The sequence below is a fragment of the Methanomethylovorans sp. genome, from assembly GCF_041305605.1.
Classification (GTDB): Archaea; Halobacteriota; Methanosarcinia; order Methanosarcinales; family Methanosarcinaceae; genus Methanomethylovorans.
In genome coordinates this window covers 1-15,730 of sequence record NZ_JBFYLB010000099.1, presented here as the reverse complement: position 1 = coordinate 15,730, position 15,730 = coordinate 1, and the positions used below count along the sequence as shown (strand labels likewise).

General features: G+C 41.2%; 14 protein-coding genes and 1 tRNA gene. 7 read left to right on the top strand and 8 right to left on the bottom strand.

The window, feature by feature from the left end; translation table 11 throughout:
• Positions 1-378: 378 nt before the first annotated feature.
• A complete protein-coding gene (locus ACCM36_RS06440; protein WP_370572927.1) occupies positions 379-3,753 on the bottom strand; it encodes a PGF-pre-PGF domain-containing protein in 3,375 nt (1,124 codons plus the stop codon).
• A gap of 51 nt (positions 3,754-3,804) precedes the next feature.
• Complete coding sequence (locus ACCM36_RS06435) at positions 3,805-4,191, bottom strand: hypothetical protein (protein ID WP_370572926.1); 387 nt, start codon at positions 4,189-4,191, stop codon at positions 3,805-3,807.
• Between the two features lie 313 nt (positions 4,192-4,504).
• On the opposite strand from ACCM36_RS06435, the gene ACCM36_RS06430 reads away from it, so the two are divergent.
• The gene (locus tag ACCM36_RS06430; protein WP_370572925.1) at positions 4,505-5,719 is read left to right on the top strand and encodes a class I tRNA ligase family protein; all 1,215 of its coding nucleotides are present in this window, start codon (positions 4,505-4,507) and stop codon (positions 5,717-5,719) included.
• 171 nt (positions 5,720-5,890) lie between these two features.
• Here the strand turns inward: ACCM36_RS06430 and ACCM36_RS06425 are convergent, their stop codons facing one another.
• Together ACCM36_RS06425 and ACCM36_RS06420 are read right to left on the bottom strand one after the other, a co-directional pair.
• Positions 5,891-7,144, bottom strand: coding sequence for a hypothetical protein (locus tag ACCM36_RS06425; RefSeq protein WP_370572924.1), 1,254 nt, complete (start codon positions 7,142-7,144; stop codon positions 5,891-5,893).
• 184 nt (positions 7,145-7,328) lie between these two features.
• Positions 7,329-7,400 (bottom strand) — tRNA-Arg (locus ACCM36_RS06420).
• Positions 7,401-7,522: 122 nt separating this feature from the next.
• Between ACCM36_RS06420 and ACCM36_RS06415 the strand changes: the two genes are divergently transcribed.
• Both ACCM36_RS06415 and ACCM36_RS06410 read left to right on the top strand, forming a co-directional pair.
• Positions 7,523-8,704 (top strand): redox-regulated ATPase YchF, encoded by a 1,182-nt coding sequence (locus ACCM36_RS06415; protein WP_370572922.1) that lies wholly within the window; start codon positions 7,523-7,525, stop codon positions 8,702-8,704.
• A gap of 33 nt (positions 8,705-8,737) precedes the next feature.
• A complete protein-coding gene (locus ACCM36_RS06410) occupies positions 8,738-9,412 on the top strand; it encodes an undecaprenyl diphosphate synthase family protein (protein ID WP_370572921.1) in 675 nt (224 codons plus the stop codon).
• Here the strand turns inward: ACCM36_RS06410 and rimI are convergent, their stop codons facing one another.
• Complete coding sequence (rimI, locus tag ACCM36_RS06405) at positions 9,413-9,838, bottom strand: ribosomal protein S18-alanine N-acetyltransferase (RefSeq protein ID WP_370572920.1); 426 nt, start codon at positions 9,836-9,838, stop codon at positions 9,413-9,415.
• A gap of 54 nt (positions 9,839-9,892) precedes the next feature.
• Here rimI and ACCM36_RS06400 point away from each other — a divergent pair, with 54 nt between their 5' ends.
• The 3 genes from ACCM36_RS06400 to ACCM36_RS06390 all read left to right on the top strand — a co-directional run bounded on the left by ACCM36_RS06400 (position 9,893) and on the right by ACCM36_RS06390 (position 12,527).
• Positions 9,893-10,384 (top strand): hypothetical protein, encoded by a 492-nt coding sequence (locus ACCM36_RS06400; RefSeq protein WP_370572919.1) that lies wholly within the window; start codon positions 9,893-9,895, stop codon positions 10,382-10,384.
• Between the two features lie 119 nt (positions 10,385-10,503).
• Entirely contained in the window at positions 10,504-11,781 is a 1,278-nt protein-coding gene (locus ACCM36_RS06395; RefSeq protein WP_370572918.1) for an ATP-binding protein, read from the top strand.
• A gap of 5 nt (positions 11,782-11,786) precedes the next feature.
• Complete coding sequence (locus ACCM36_RS06390; protein ID WP_370572917.1) at positions 11,787-12,527, top strand: MBL fold metallo-hydrolase; 741 nt, start codon at positions 11,787-11,789, stop codon at positions 12,525-12,527.
• A 21-nt stretch (positions 12,528-12,548) separates the two neighbouring features.
• On the opposite strand, the gene ACCM36_RS06385 is transcribed toward ACCM36_RS06390, so the two are convergent.
• Genes ACCM36_RS06385 through ACCM36_RS06375 form a run of 3 tightly spaced genes read right to left on the bottom strand, consistent with a single transcriptional unit; the run spans position 12,549 to position 15,216 of the window.
• Positions 12,549-13,457 (bottom strand): DUF5803 family protein, encoded by a 909-nt coding sequence (locus ACCM36_RS06385; RefSeq protein WP_370572916.1) that lies wholly within the window; start codon positions 13,455-13,457, stop codon positions 12,549-12,551.
• 50 nt (positions 13,458-13,507) lie between these two features.
• The gene (locus ACCM36_RS06380; RefSeq protein ID WP_370572915.1) at positions 13,508-14,299 is read right to left on the bottom strand and encodes an ABC transporter permease; all 792 of its coding nucleotides are present in this window, start codon (positions 14,297-14,299) and stop codon (positions 13,508-13,510) included.
• Positions 14,300-14,301: 2 nt separating this feature from the next.
• Positions 14,302-15,216, bottom strand: coding sequence for an ABC transporter ATP-binding protein (locus ACCM36_RS06375; protein ID WP_370572914.1), 915 nt, complete (start codon positions 15,214-15,216; stop codon positions 14,302-14,304).
• A 105-nt stretch (positions 15,217-15,321) separates the two neighbouring features.
• Between ACCM36_RS06375 and ACCM36_RS06370 the strand changes: the two genes are divergently transcribed.
• Positions 15,322-15,729 (top strand): fasciclin domain-containing protein, encoded by a 408-nt coding sequence (locus ACCM36_RS06370; protein WP_370572913.1) that lies wholly within the window; start codon positions 15,322-15,324, stop codon positions 15,727-15,729.
• The last annotated feature ends 1 nt before the right edge of the window (position 15,730 follow it).

Sequence of the window (15,730 nt, the reverse complement as noted above, 5' to 3'; positions counted from 1 at the left end):
GCTGCTGAAATAAGCATCATCCATATGTGAAGCATTTCCATTTTCTGAAAATGGTAACTTCCATCGCTTAACCGAATGATTCCTGCGATGAGAAGTATAACAGGAATAAAGACCTGTTTTTGCATGATCGACACCACTTAAACTTTTAATACTCCGTCATTGAAAGGAGAAGTTCCCATATATAAGTCTATGTATATTTTGGAAACCGGCTGTCAATATTATTATAGAGTATGACAAAAGAAGGCTTTTTAGAACTCCTCTATTGTTCGCTTCAAGATTTCGGGAAGTGTCCCCGGATGCTTTTAGAAATGGTGCAAAAAATAGCGTAAATCACTCAAAAAGATTAAAAGAAGGGTTTAACCCTTCTTATTTCAAATCTTAGTTTCTTCTTATGAAGTACACAACTGCAAGCAGCCCTGCAACTGCAAACAGTGCTTCAAAACCTGGAGTTTTCGTCTCTTCGGTTGGCTTAGTGACGTTACCATTCCCCTCACTCTGTGCATCGGCTTCATTGCTTATAGGCGATTGAAGTGCTTTTTCAGCAGTTATCGCAAACGGTGAGAACCCTGGTGTATGAGACTCGAATACAACATAATCTGTTGAGTCACTTACTATCGTGGTAGGCAATTCTTCCCATGCAGTCCCATTATATCTTTGCAGTCCAATGTCTTCCGGACTCAGCCCCATCTGCTGGATCCAGGAACTGTTAACTTTGAATGTTACCTGTGCATCCTTTATGTTGGCTGAAGTAGCAAATCCTGCCTTACCTACCCATATATTGATATATTTATATATGGATTCTTCAGGAGTACTGTTAACCAGTTTTGATCTGTTGTTCAGCACTTCTATTGTGGAAGTGATCTGGCCGGAGTTCTTAAGGGAATACAAACTTATTGATTGTACAGGGTTTCCTTCCCTTGTGAATTGATAGGTGGCGTTTGCGTCCATCATGAGGTAAGTGTTTGCAACATCTTTCATTGCCAGGTTAGCAAAGTCTTCTACGGAGGCTGCACCTCCGCTTCCTCCACTGCTACTCTTTTTACTGCTGCTTCCTCCTCCTCCACTGCTGCTTGACTTGGTTCTGAGTTTAGCACTTACTGCTCTGCCTTCCAGTTCTTCATTATTGTAGGGAATAAGAGTATATGTATAACTCCTGCCACTGCTCAAATTACTGTCTACATAAGACGTTTCCCCACTCACATTACCAAGGACCACGTCATTTCGGCTTATTTGAATCCTGCTGGTGTCGTCCGAGTTTTCCCATGTCAGTGTGATGGAATTTTTAGTGATATTTGTCCCAGCTAGATTTAAAATCTTTGGAAGTCTCATTGTAGTAGCTGAGTCATTAACCCATACTGAATTGACAGTTCCTGAAGTGTCTACTGTTTGTATACTGATGGTGTAAGTAACTTCTTCGGAAAGTCCTGTTGCGTTATAGGTATTTATCGAGCTATCTGCTGTATTTGTAACAAATAAGCCATCAATATATATCATCACATGGCTGAAGTCAGCATCAGTGGGGTTTGTCCATTCCCAGTTGATCCAGTCAGAATCTGCATCGGTTTCCTCAAGGTTTGTTATAGATTCGGGTGGAACTCCATCTGTTGGAAGTATAGTTGTTGCCGGATCTTCAACCGCTGCAGGATTTATGTTTCCGGATATATCCACGGTTTTGGTACTTATGACATGTGCGGTCCCTTCAGCGAGGCCGGTTGAGTTGTAATAACCTTCAGACGTGTTGGTGGCAAAAACACCATCAATATATACCATCACATGACTGAAGTCAGTGTCAGTGGGGTTTATCCATGTCCACATGATCCAGTTTTGACCTGTACTGATCTCATTCAAAGATGTTACGGAAGCTGGCGCTGTTGTGTCAGAGCCGTTTGGCCCGTTATCCACCTGAAGGATGACCAGGCCATTATTGAAATCAGCTATGTACACGTAATTGCCTGCTACGGTAACACCATATCCATAACCGGGAGTATTATAGCTGCCCGCAAGCGTTGGTGCGGCAGGGTTAGTTATGTCCGCTATAACAAGCCCATTACTGTCATCTGCTACGTATGCATAATTACCGGATACTGCAATGTTCTGTGCAAAAGTAGTGTCATAGCTGCCTACAAGTGATGGTGCCGCTGAGTTTGTGATATCCAGAATTACAAGGCCATCAATTCCATCTGCTACATATGCATAATTGCCAGTTACAGAAATACCATATGCATAACCAGGCGTATCATAGCTTCCTTTAAGAACAGGTGATGCCGGATTGGTAATGTCCAGAACCACAAGGCCACTGTTTCCATCTGCCACATACGCATAATTACCAGCTATTGCAACAGTTTCTGCATTACCAGGGGTATCGTAACTTCCGGTAAGTGTTGGTGCAGCCTTATTTGTGGTATCTATAATTACAAGTCCATTGTTCCCATCTGCTACGTATGCATAGTTTTCTGATACAGCAATACCCCACGCATGACCAGCAGTATCATAACTTCCTTCAAGGGTTGGTTTGGCAGGATTCTTAATATCCACTATTATAAGGCCACTATTTCCATCTGCTAGGTATGCATAGTTCCCTGCTACAGCAACATCATGTGCATAACCCGTAGTTATGTAACTTCCTGCACGGCTTGGTGCCGCTGGGTTTGCGATATCCACAACTGTAAGGCCCATGTATCCATAGGCTACGTATGCGTAATTTTCTGATATTGCAACACCTGATGCAAAACCAGCAATATCATAAACTCCTGCACGGGTTGGAGATGAAGGATTTGAAATATTTACTATTGCAAGACCACTTCTGCCATAGGCTACGTATGCATAGTTCCCTGCTACCGCAACCTCGTATGCATGTCCTTCAGTAGCAGTATAGGTTGCTGTACCGGATGGCGCTGCTGGATTGGCTATGTTCACTATTGAAAGGCCATTGTCACCATCTGCTACGTATGCATAGCTTCCCGCTACAGTAACACCGGTTGCATTTCCCGTAGTATCATACTTACCTATATACGTTGAAACTGCCGGGTTTGTGATCTCCACTATTACAAGGCCGTTACTATCATCAGCTATGTATGCATAATTTCCGGATACAGTAATAGCATTTGCTTTTACAGTATCATAAGAGCTTGCAGGTATAGGTGCAGCCGGGTTTGTTATGTCCACTATTACAAGGCCATTGGTGTCGTCTGCTATGTAAGCATAATTGCCTGATAAAGCCACATTTTTTGCATTCGAAGTATCGTATCTTCCTTTAAAGGTTGGTGCTGCTGGATTCGCAATATCCATAATTATAAGTCCACTGTTCCCGTTAGCTACGTATGCATAATTGCCTGCTACAGCAACCCCATATGCAGACCCTGAACTATAGGCGTAAGTTCCCACTATCGTTGGTAGTGCCGGGTTAGTGATGTCCACCACCACAAGTCCATTTTCCCCATCTGCTACATATGCGTAATTGCCTGCTACAGCAATGTCATTGACTACTGATGATGTAGTTAATCTTCCCACTTCTGATGGATTAGAGGAATCAGAGATATCAATCACCAGCATATCCTGTCCCTGTCCGGCATACGCATAGTTTCCAACTACTACAACGTTGGAAATGCTTCCACCAAAGTGACTGACAATATCCTGGTCCTGTGTTACCAAAGCATTGGTAATACTGGCAGCATTGTAGGTATTTTCATCAATTTGGCTAACAAAGTCCACGTTGAGTTCTTCAGCTGAGCCTATTCCTGCAATCATTATCATACAAAATAATATGACTCCAAAATATATCGATCCACTTAACTTGAGTTGCATTTATATCACCCCAGTCTCAGTGGTTTCACCAGCAGATTCATCTTCAAGTTCGGTTTTTGTGAATGTTGACATGGAAAATACATATACTTTTTTTGTAGCAGAACGTATCAGATCACTTCCTTCTCCATAGTACGAATTAGACGTTCTCTCTGAAAGATCCACAGCAGAGTCAGTTAAAACTGGCTCAGTGATGAGTGTAGTTACAGCCACTTTTCCATTCTGTGAATTCTGTACATTCGCAGAAAGTAGTGCAATACTGCTACTGTTGGAATCCACGTCGTTTATAGGTGAAACATTTCCACCCTCAGGAAGATGGTACATAAGACCGCTTGCAAAAAAAATCAACGCGACCAGAAGTACAACAGGAATTAATCTCTGTTTTTGCATGATCAATACCACTTAGTTAGTTTTTAATGCTCATCTTTTAAAGGAGCGATGTTCATCTAAAAGGGGAACCTATATAAATATATGCATATTGTATGATATGTCCCTCATTATAATAATAGAGTTAATAAACAAAAATCAATTACTCTTACTGTCAAATATATATCTTTTTGTATGTGCTATGTGCAAAAAATCATGTTGCAGCTTATATTCTTGGTAATAACTTTTGCTGCTCGTATCCCACCTAATTCTTTATAAGTTAGTACCATAATTAAGAATATACAGGGGGTTGCCTTTGCTTAGATTATATAACAGCATGACTCAGGACATTGAGATATTTGAACCCACAGAGCATGGAAAAGTAAAGATGTTCACATGTGGACCATCTATCTACCAACCTGCACACTTGGGTAATTATCGTACATTTCTTTTTGAGGATATTCTTTTACGTTACTTGGAACATTCCGGGTATGATGTGGAAAGGACTCTCAATTTCACAGATATAGAAGACAAGACTATAAGTGAGGCAAAGAAGAACCTGACAGATATCTTCAGCCTGACCAACAGTTGTGCTGCTAAATTCTTCATGGATATCACTGCCCTTGAGATCAAAAAGCCTACGCACAACCCCCGATCTTCCACTTCCGTTGACATGGCTGTGAAAATAATCGAAAGGCTACTTCAGAACGGACATGCTTACGTGTATAAAGGGAATATATACTTTGATCTCAGGTCTTTCAAAAATTTTGGGAGGCTGGGTCACCTGAAAAGTTCTGACTGGCCTGCAAAGATGAGGCGTTTTCATAAGGATACATATCCAGGTAGCAACTGGAATATAGGTGACTTTGTTCTCTGGCATGGGAACCGGAATGAAACAGGTTTATCCTGGGAATCATCCATAGGAAGGGGCAGGCCCTCATGGAACATCCAGGATCCGGCCATGGTATGTGATACTCTTGGTCCTACAGTGGATATCTGGTGTGGGGGCGAAGATAATCTTGTAAGGCATCACGATTATAATATAGCAATAATGGAATCTGCTACTGGAAAAACACTTTCTCATTACTGGTTGCACGGTGCTCATCTACTAGTTGAGGGGAAGAAAATGTCTAAGAGCAGAGGTAACGTCATATATCCGGAGAATTTGATTGCCAATGGTTATTCTGGAAAAGAGGTTCGCTTTTTCCTTATATACGGCCATTACAGGAAACGTTTGAACTTTACCCTTAAAGCGATGGAACAAAGGACACAACATTTAAGGAATCTAGTTAATACTATAGAAAAACTGAAATCTGAATCATCAGGAAAGAGTGTAGAGGATCATAAAGCCTCAGGATTGATTAAAGAAATTGTTCCTACCTTCAACAGGCACATGGACGATGACCTTAATGTGCACTCAGCTTTTGACAGCTTGGAAACTTCCATCCAGGAGCTTGCTGATGTGCATGAAGAAGGAATGCTTGGAAAAGGAAGCATTGAAGATCTTGTCTTTGCTATTTCACAGGTCAATAATGTATTGAGGGTACTTTGAACCAATAAATAAAAAGAGGTTGAATTCATTATCTCAAATTTTATGGTACTATTTACCCGCCAGCCAATCATTCGAACGTAGGCCATTTTGTCTGTGAGGACCTGCATCTGAGATGTATCTAATAGGCCAATTAAGGATATTCGATATTAAGGAGCAATTATGGAAGGCAAACTATTGTGGAGTGGCAAAACGGGTTGTCTTTGATTTCTCATGTTTTTGTTTTAATTTGTCCATAACCACTTTTTTTGTATTGTCCATTCTCATCTGTTCTAATCGGCGAGTGCTCACATCTTTATAGATCAATAGTACGGTACAATAACCTTTTATCATTTTCCGTATAAGGTCGAGACCCTTGTTGGATATGATCCTATTATCCAAAACACCCATTTTTTCCATCTGTTGATACTGTTCTAAGAAAGTATGTGGTTTTATATCCAGTATGCTCAAAATAGATGTCTCTTCTACGATTCCCAGATATAGGCAATATAAGATACGCATTTGAATATCTTCTTTCTTATCCAGTAATCCTTTAAGTGTAAAGATCACAGAATCATCGTAGGCCCGCAAAAAAATGGTTGAATCGTACATTGTGAACATTATCAATCCCAGGCCGGACTCTCTGAGGTCCTCTATTTTAGCTTCCTTGATATCTTTTATCGGGAGGCATCTCCACATGTCCTCTGTAAGAACACTTCCCGATAAAGTCGATTCATCATATTTCAGATATACCTTATTTTTGTTATCTACAATGATGGATCTATCAGAGTCGTCCCATAATTTCACTACCTCGTCTATTTTTTCGTTAAGCTCGGTTTCATTTGATTTTTTTACTTCATTAATACCTTTTACTTTGTTAATGATCGACAAACCTGAAGGAGTAAGAGTTGCACGGTCATCAACAAGACTTTTTGAAACCAATGCATAAAATGTTCGATAGAGTAAGTCTTTATTCTCATCAAAGATTGCAGTTAATTGCTCAACATTTCTTACATTATCATCAAGTAAAGACAGCAGTCTGGCTTCTTCTACATTGAGGTCTTTTAATAGAGGATCTACCTGTAAACCCAAAATCGCCATCAAGAAATATCGGAGTTTGTAAATTTCTGTTTGATTACCTGCTAAGAGTGTACTGAACAATATATCTTCATAACCAATCGTAGCATTTTTCTTATGGTCTATAACGATGAAAGACGAGTACTTGCTGGTAAATTGGATGTTATTCATGACTGAGTGGGGTAAAGCCCTGTTAATAAGTTCTATAGTTGTGAAAGGAATAGTAAATATTTCAGTTGGTAATTTGATCTCAAGGCCTTCTCTTGTTAATTTTACATTGCATTTGCCCCACGTAGGTTTCTCAATAGCAAAAGTCGTGGATACATAAGGAACATCTATTGCAACCAGCAGTTCGCCTTCATAGTACAACATATATTATCCTCAAATCTCAATGAGATTAGTATCTCTATAAAATTGTTCACCAATGTAATATACAAATAATATTATAATATTACCTATAAATAGATTATGTTAGTAGTAAATAATCTCTAAGCAAAACAAAAAAGTCACTCCACCATTTTACAAATATATCAAATATGGTGAAGTGAAGTATTTACGTCCCGACCGAGATTTGAACTCGGGTCTAAGGCTCCGCAGGCCTCAAGGATGTCCACTACCCTATCGGGACAACTGGTTTCATGTCTAATGTACTATTGGAATAAAAGTTTGTTGGTATATTATGTTCAATTCAGGAGTATTAGTCTGTGGCATTAAAAAAAGTTAAATCCTGACAAGTGGATTTAATGAATTATGTCGATGACCATAGGACTTGCAGGAAAACCCAACTCAGGAAAATCCACCTTTTTCAAAGCTTCCACTCTCGCAGATGTAGAAATAGCAAACTATCCATTTACTACTATCCATCCCAACAAGGGGGTTACTTATGTAAGAACAAAATGTCCCTGTCTGGAGAAGGATCATCGATGTGGTAATTGTGTTGAAGGAGTGCGCTATGTACCTATCGAACTCATAGATGTTGCAGGTCTTGTACCCGATGCGCATATAGGTAAAGGTCTTGGAAATACTTTTCTTGATGATCTAAGGCAGGCTCAGGCAATCATACACGTAATAGACGCAGCAGGGTGTACAGATATAGAGGGAAATCCTATTGATATCGGATGTCATGATCCTGTGGAAGATATTAAATTCCTCAACCATGAGATCACTATGTGGATGGTAGGTATACTGAAACGCAATTGGCAGAAGTTATCCCGTAAGACCCAAGGAGAAAATCTGAAGACTGAAAAAGTATTAGCAGAACAGCTAGCCGGTGCAGGAGTTGAGGAATCACAGGTAATTGAAGCCCTTCTGATGACAAAGCTTGATCATAATATTACCAAATGGGCCGATGAAGAAATAATCGACCTGTGCGATAAGATAAGAACTATCAGCAAGCCCATGATAATCGCAGCCAACAAAGCTGATATTGCACCAATCCAAAACTTAGAGAAGTTAAAAGCAACCGGGGGAATTGTTGTACCTACAAGCGCCGCCGCTGAACTTGCTCTCAGATCTGCTTCTAAATCAGGAGCAATCAATTATGACCCCGGGGACACTGATTTTTCCATAGTTGTCCAGAACCTCAGTCCTGCCCAGCAGAAGGCGCTTGAGAGCATTCGCAGCTTTCTGCATAAAATGCACAATACAGGTATTCAGGAGTGCATTAATAAAGCCGTATTTGAATTGCTTGATCTGATAGTTGTATATCCTGTGGAAGATGAGGGTAAATGGACGGATAAACATGGAAAAATGCTGCCTGATGCATTCCTGATGAAAAAAGGGTCCAATGCCCATCAGCTTGCGTACAAGGTACATTCTGATATTGGCGATGGTTTCCTCTATGCAGTGGATGCAAAGACAAAGATGAGATTGGGGGAAAAACATGAGTTGGCAAATGGCTCAGTGGTTAAGATCGTCTCAACGGCAAAGTAACAGAAAAAGAAAATAACAGAAAAAGCTGGGTATATGAAATATAGGGATATATTAAGTTCAGTGTACGAAAAGTATCTCTTCAGAGAGCTTTCTGGCAATCCGTACGCTATTCCTGAGAATCTCACTCTGGTAATATCAGAGAGTGACCTGCTTTACGAGAACGGGATGGACAAGGTAAGAACATATATTCTTTGGTGTCTGGAACTGCACATCAAAGTTATAAGTATATATGTGGATGTGCTTGATACCGAAGAGAGCCTTCGTTCTGTAATGATGGCCAGCTTGCTGGACCCTCTTATCTTTTTGATGGAACAGCTCCCCAAAGAGGTAGGTTTTGAGATATATGATGCTACAGGTGAACTTGTCAATGCAAGAACTGGTTCTCACCTTATGGTATATACGGCAATTGATTTTGGTGGACGCAGTGAGATCACAAAGGCTGTAAGGGCCATACTTGAAGATGTGAAAATGAAAAAGGTCCTCCCGGGAAGGATAGACGAAAAGACCATAGAATCTCATCTCATGTTGAAACACGAACCTGACCTTGTTATAAGGGCCGGAGGTAAGCACCTGTCGGATTTCATGATATGGCAGTCCGCATATTCAGAACTTTTCTTCACGGATGTTAACTGGAGCGGCTTCAGGAAAATAGATCTGTTAAGAGTTCTTCGTGATTTTAGGAAAAGGCAGAGAAGATATGGGAAGTGATCATATTTTGCACTGCATTCTCACAGCATTGTCGTCCAGATAATAGCCGGAAATTATCTCTTTTTCCTTGAAGCCATGTGCTTGGTAAAATATCTGCCCTTCAACGTTCTTTTCTCTGACCTCGAGAGTCATGCTCTCATATCCGTGGTAATGTGCAATGTTAATGCACTTCTGCAACAATAATGATCCTACTCTGTGTCTGCGATGTGCAGGGTGCACTGCAATACTGAGCAAATGAGCATTTTCCATGAAAACTCCTAATATGGCATATCCAATTATCTTCTTTTCTTCTTCGTATACGATAAAACCAGGATTATCCAGATTAGCCCTGAACAGAAAATCAGGCCAAGGTACAGGAAATGATAGGTCTTCTATAGCAACTATTCCGGATATGTCCTTCTCTTGTGCTCCACGTATAAAGTACATCTTCGGTCTTTATGGACAGTACAGTATTTATAGCTGGCATCCGAAGTGGTTACGATGTACGGTGTAATTGTATGTACTAAATGCAGGATGCATGCACAGATTATGCAAGTGGGTACTTCCAGGACCGTGCAATGCCAGAGATGTGGTGCCAGGTTGGAGGTAAGGAAGCTACAATTGATCTGCACTTCTGAAGACCGTAATGAGGTGGTCAGGGCCCGTACTTTGATACAGGCAAAGATACAAACAAATGGGCCAGTACATGCAATAAATGCACACAGTCTTCACTACTACATTTCTCCGAAACATAATTGTGTTGATGATCTGAATTTATCTGTACCTGCTGATAGCAGAAAAATCCGAGGCAGAGATCCTGTTAAGCTGATACTAGAGAATATTTCGGATCAGGGTGAAACGAGTATAGAAGAATTGAAAGAAGAATGTACAATATTGGGTATTGATAGAGATAGATTCGAGAAATTAATCACCATGTTGCTGGATGCTGGGGATCTCTATTCTCCTGTAAAAGGAAAAGTGAAGAAAGTCTGATTTTACAGCTTGTGTAGCGCATTCCTAATTATACAAAAGCTTATTTAAAAAGAGCACTTATATAAGATGTCTAAACGATGGACTTCTGAAAATACAGAACACTTTTGATTGGTTAGAACATGGCAGACATAACCCTTGATATAGTTGAGCTTTTGCTTACCACTCATATATTTAATAAATACCCCGAACTGGAAATAAATGATCTTCCAAAAAATATACGGAAGAATTACTGGAGCCGGGAAAAAAGAACAGTTCCCAGGCCGATATCAGTCTCTAATTCGGATCTTGAGAAACTCTTTGAGGTAAAGGAGCTCAAGGGAGAGATCAGGTCACTGCCTTTTATAGATGCCAATGAACGCGATTTTCGCATTCGTCTCACAGCCTTTGAAGTAGCTGCTGAATGGTTTGAAAAAAAGGAAGGCGCACTTGAAAAGATAGCTCATAATCCCTGTCTGGCATATTATTATGAAAAGAAGAAGCTAGAAGGTGTAAATTATGCTGATACCCGCAGTAAAATAAGGCCTAAGGAAGTGGACAGGGAGTGGGTAGAATCTCTGGTAAATGCTATTGCTGCGGAGGAAGGGGGCGAAGAGATGCTTAAACTTGTCAACATCAAGGCTCCCGAAGATATAGTCCAGCCTCTGAAGGATCTTGTGCTTACCAAAGAACAGGAGGGTGAGGTGGAGAAGATAGTAAAGGCCATCCAATATAGGGATTACCTGAACAGAATAGGTCTGTATGATATTGGAAAAATCCTTATGGTGGGCCCACCAGGTACTGGCAAGACCAGCGTTGCAAGGGCTATGTCCGAACGCCTTGCAATACCTTTCGTAGAGGTAAAGCTCTCCATGATCACTGATCAGTACCTAGGAGAAACTGCAAAGAACATAGATCGAGTGTTCGCTCTTGCAAAACGGCTGAATCCTTGCATCTTATTTATAGATGAGTTTGATTTCGTTGCCAAGACGCGGACATCTGATGAGCACGCAGCACTGAAGCGAGCTGTCAATACCTTGCTTAAGGCCATCGACGATATAAGTCTCACACGGGACGGGGTGCTTCTCATGGCAGCTACCAACCACCCAAGAATGCTGGATTCCGCAGCCTGGAGAAGGTTTGATGAGATCATGAACTTCCCATTGCCAGATGAGGAAATGCGAAAACACATCCTTGACATCATCACGAAGTCCATCCCTGGTAAATTTGATAACTTTGAGGTAGCAGCTCTCACCGAAGGGTATAGTGGATCTGATCTGCGGATGGTCATCAGAGAAAGCGTACTTACTGCCCTCGTCGAGGAAAGGACTGAACTAACCCAGCAGGATATGCTCAATGCGGTTGATTCGTTCAACGAAAGGGCTGTTATGAAAACTGATGAATATTCCGACCAGGTCTAACACACATGAAGATCACTCTTCTGGGGACAGGTGATGCTCCCGGCACTCCTGTTATAGGATGTACATGTCCGACCTGTATTGATGCTCAAAGTGGAGGACGTAGCATGAGGACAAGGTTTTCGATCCTCGTGGAGTCGGAAAAAGGAAAGGTGCTTGTGGATACAGGTCCAGATCTACGTTTACAGCTGCTTGGTAATGATGTCCGGCATGTTGATGGTGTGATCTGGACGCATACTCATTATGACCATTTTGCAGGTTTTGCTGAGTTCCACAGGGTGCAATACAATGTGGATGTATATGGAATAAAAGAGACTCTGGATTACATTCTGGAATATCTGCACTACATGCATCCCCTGCGTCATGAGGTGAAGATGTACAGTCCTTTTTTGCTCATAGGTCTGGAATTCACACTCTTCGAAGTGGTGCATCCTCCGGCCAAAAGACCTGTTGGAGTAATGATAAAAGAGGGTAACAAAAAAGTAGTTATTACGGGGGACACACAGCGCAATATTTCTTGCAGGAGCCTTGAACTGATCAGGGAACCCGATCTGCTGATCGCCGACGCAATAGTACCGCCAACCGTGGAAGTGAAAAAGCACATGAATTCGGAAGAGGCACTAGACCTGGCCAGGTCAATTAGCGCAAAAAAGGTTGTTTTTACTCATCTGAGCCATTATTTTGCACCACATGAGTTAGCTTCTAAAGAATTGCCTCTGGGATTTGATGGAATGGAAATAGAGGTATAGTCAAATACCCGGATAATTGAATTATATACGTCGCTTTTTTCCATTTGCTCCAGCCTCGATTTGTTCCCGTATTTTTCTTAATTTCTTTCTCTTTTTGAGATAATCTGCAATTACTATCAAAGCAAGGGATCCCAATATCACTCCGGCAACAAAAAGGTGTCCTGGTGCAGATTCTTTGTAAAACTTCACTCCTATGATCTTTATTGTATTGGAAGGTGCTTGAATTTCCGTGTTGAATATGGTTTCGAACATGCTTACTAAGGAACTTTTCTCCGTGCCCATATTATACCACACAAGATTCATCCTTCCTTTATCATCAAAATATATCTGATCAGGGTCAGGTCTTGCCCTGCCTATCAAGGAATTACCTGTAGTGTAGCCCTCTGGAAGCACTATACGGACTACTGATGGTGTCTTAGCAATGTGGAGGAAATCCTGGCCTGTGGGTACAGTCATTGTATATGCTACATAACCTCTGATAGGTTCACTGAAATTCAGGTAGATATGTTTTTGCCCCTTTGTTACTTTATCAGAGATCGTGTAGTTAAGAGATGATACGTTTTGCTCTCTTGAATAATTCTGGAAAAGATCGAAAGAGGAATCAGTATTATTGGCATAGTCAGCTATGACCACTATGTTTGATAGTATCTCTACATCCGTTTTTGTTATATCTTCCAGAGGTATGATGTCCAACAGCGACTCATTATCAATTATGTTCACAACTTTTGCACTGGAATTTGTAGACAGGTAAAAAGTGCTGGTCCTCACAAAACTGCCGTTGAGCTGGCTTCCATTAAGAAATACATCCAACTCATACATCGAAGAATCAGGGGTGTCCGGGTTTTTTTCCAAAGGCACCAATTCATCTATGCACCCTGATAGGGAAACTACTGCCAGCAAGCAGGCAATCAGCAGGATAGATTTATTCATCGTATACCAAATATCATATTATTAATTTAATATGTCGCTTTCAGGTATTATCAGACTATAAGTTTTTTCTTCATGAGATTCATAGATAGTATGAAAAAAAGCACCGAAGCTATCAAGATCCATAATAGGTCGAAAAGCAGGGATAATTCTAAAGAACCATACGCAAGTGTTCTTATGACCCTTACGATGTGCGTGAGTGGCAGGAAAGCCAAAGCAAAGCATTGTATAGGTTCAGGCAGCACCTCTAGGGGGAAGAACGTTCCGCTGAACAGGAACATGGGAGTAATGAACAGCAGTGCAGGGTAGTTAAGAGCCATGATGTTTGGTGTCATTGCTGTAAAGCACATGCCTATGCAGGCAAAGAGCAACCCCCCCAAAAACGCAAAGGGAATGATTAACAGGGAATACTTCAGATCTATTAGCCCAAAGGCGGCAATGACCGGTACCATTACCAGAGCATTTATAGTACTGCGTGTGGCTCCCCATAACAATTCACCTGCGATCACATCCTCTATAATAAGAGGAGTAGCTATTATAGCATCGAATGTCTTTTGGTAATACATTCTCACGTAAGAGCCATAGGTACACTCGAAGAAAGAAGCGTACATCACAGACACTGCTATTAGAGCAGGGGCTATAAACTGCGCATAGGATACGCCACCTATCTCATCCACGAATGTCCCAAGCCCGAATCCCATTGCCAGCAGGTATAATATGGGTTCCAAGAAGGGTGGCAGGAAATTAAGTTTAACGTTCTTCATGAAAACATCTTTGTTCCTTAACCAGACCTTTAAGAGCCTTCTGTCCAGTTCAGGAATTTGGAAGTATTTCACGTAGGACATGTTCATTCCCTCAATTTTCTGCCAGTGAGTTTAAGGAATACATCTTCAAGAGTTGCTTTTCGGGTGGTCATTTTATCCACAGAACACTCCATGCTAAGCTGGTCCGTAATATGTATTGGGTCATTGGTATATATCACTATAATATCTCCCATAACCTCATAGCTGGAATCGCTCTTTTGCAGGCACTCCACAAGTTCAGGATGGTTATCTATTTCCACCACGCCGGTGCCTATATGGTCCTTTATTATCTGGCCAGGTTCACCGTCTACAAGTATTTTTCCATAATCCATTACAACAAGCCTGTCACACAACTTCTCCGCTTCATCCAGGTAATGAGTTGTAAGCACAATAGTGACACCTCTTTTTTTGAGAGACCGCAATTTATCCCATATAAGGTGCCTGGCCTGGGGGTCGAGGCCTACTGTGGGTTCGTCAAGCACTATCAACCGAGGGTTGTTCAAGAGTGCCCGGGCAAGCACAAGACGGCGTTTCATGCCGCCAGAAAGGGCTTCTGTCATAGCGTTCTTCTTGTCCTGAAGCTGCACGAAATTCAGAAGTTCTTCTATGCGTTTCTCTGCTTCTTCCCCGGGAATATCAAAATATCTGGAATAGTTCCTGAGGTTCTCGTACACAGTGAAATCGGGGTCGAGGTTGTTCTCTTGTGGTACAACTCCCATGTATTTTTTTATTTCACGTTGATGGACAGATACATCCATTCCAAAAACCTCAAGCTTACCTGATGTTTTGGGTGAAACACACTGGATCATTTTCATGGTGGTGGTCTTTCCTGCACCGTTGGGGCCAAGAAAGCCTAACATTTCTCCTTCTTCCACATGAAAACTTACGCCATTAACGGCTGTGAGTTCACTGTATCTTTTGACAAGACCCTCTGCTTTGATTATCGGATTTATGGTCACCACCTTGTTATAAGGTGAAAGATGGGTTCTTATGCTTTTCGATGAGATTGTCAATTACGAAAACTTTATGTCAGAAGCTTTCCTCCTTAATTACAGGTCTAATATATGGTACAGCTACAGAACATAATAAGAACTGCAGAAGAAAAAAGGTCTTTTCAGACCCTTCTTAAAGCTGCAGGAGTGCTGGGGCTGGTAGATAAATACAGTAATACAGGTCCTTTTACTGTGTTCGCACCAGTGGAATCGGCTTTTGAGGTGATACCTGAAGAGGTAATAGAGGAGGCTTTTGCTGACATTCCGTACTTATTGGAGATTATAAATTATCATATAGTTGAAGGCAAATACATGTCGCAGGATCTCCTGAAAATTGATTCCCTTAAGACCCTAAGCGGTAAAGACTTGAAGATAAAACACAATGGTAGTATTCTGGTCGATACAGCCAACATAATAGAGCCAGATATTGAATGCAGCAATGGTGTAATCCACGCTATAAGTGATATCCTGGTTCCATAAA

Coding starts and splice junctions, on each gene's coding strand:
- ACCM36_RS06415 (WP_370572922.1), top strand. CDS start 7,523: ATGTCGATGACCATAGGACTTGCAGGAAAACCCAACTCAGGAAAATCC.
- rimI (WP_370572920.1), bottom strand. CDS start 9,838: ATGTACTTTATACGTGGAGCACAAGAGAAGGACATATCCGGAATAGTT.
- ACCM36_RS06385 (WP_370572916.1), bottom strand. CDS start 13,457: ATGAATAAATCTATCCTGCTGATTGCCTGCTTGCTGGCAGTAGTTTCC.
- ACCM36_RS06410 (WP_370572921.1), top strand. CDS start 8,738: ATGAAATATAGGGATATATTAAGTTCAGTGTACGAAAAGTATCTCTTC.
- ACCM36_RS06440 (WP_370572927.1), bottom strand. CDS start 3,753: ATGATAATGATTGCAGGAATAGGCTCAGCTGAAGAACTCAACGTGGAC.
- ACCM36_RS06380 (WP_370572915.1), bottom strand. CDS start 14,299: ATGTCCTACGTGAAATACTTCCAAATTCCTGAACTGGACAGAAGGCTC.
- ACCM36_RS06370 (WP_370572913.1), top strand. CDS start 15,322: ATGGTACAGCTACAGAACATAATAAGAACTGCAGAAGAAAAAAGGTCT.
- ACCM36_RS06390 (WP_370572917.1), top strand. CDS start 11,787: ATGAAGATCACTCTTCTGGGGACAGGTGATGCTCCCGGCACTCCTGTT.
- ACCM36_RS06400 (WP_370572919.1), top strand. CDS start 9,893: ATGTACGGTGTAATTGTATGTACTAAATGCAGGATGCATGCACAGATT.
- ACCM36_RS06425 (WP_370572924.1), bottom strand. CDS start 7,144: ATGTTGTACTATGAAGGCGAACTGCTGGTTGCAATAGATGTTCCTTAT.
- ACCM36_RS06435 (WP_370572926.1), bottom strand. CDS start 4,191: ATGCAAAAACAGAGATTAATTCCTGTTGTACTTCTGGTCGCGTTGATT.
- ACCM36_RS06430 (WP_370572925.1), top strand. CDS start 4,505: ATGACTCAGGACATTGAGATATTTGAACCCACAGAGCATGGAAAAGTA.
- ACCM36_RS06395 (WP_370572918.1), top strand. CDS start 10,504: ATGGCAGACATAACCCTTGATATAGTTGAGCTTTTGCTTACCACTCAT.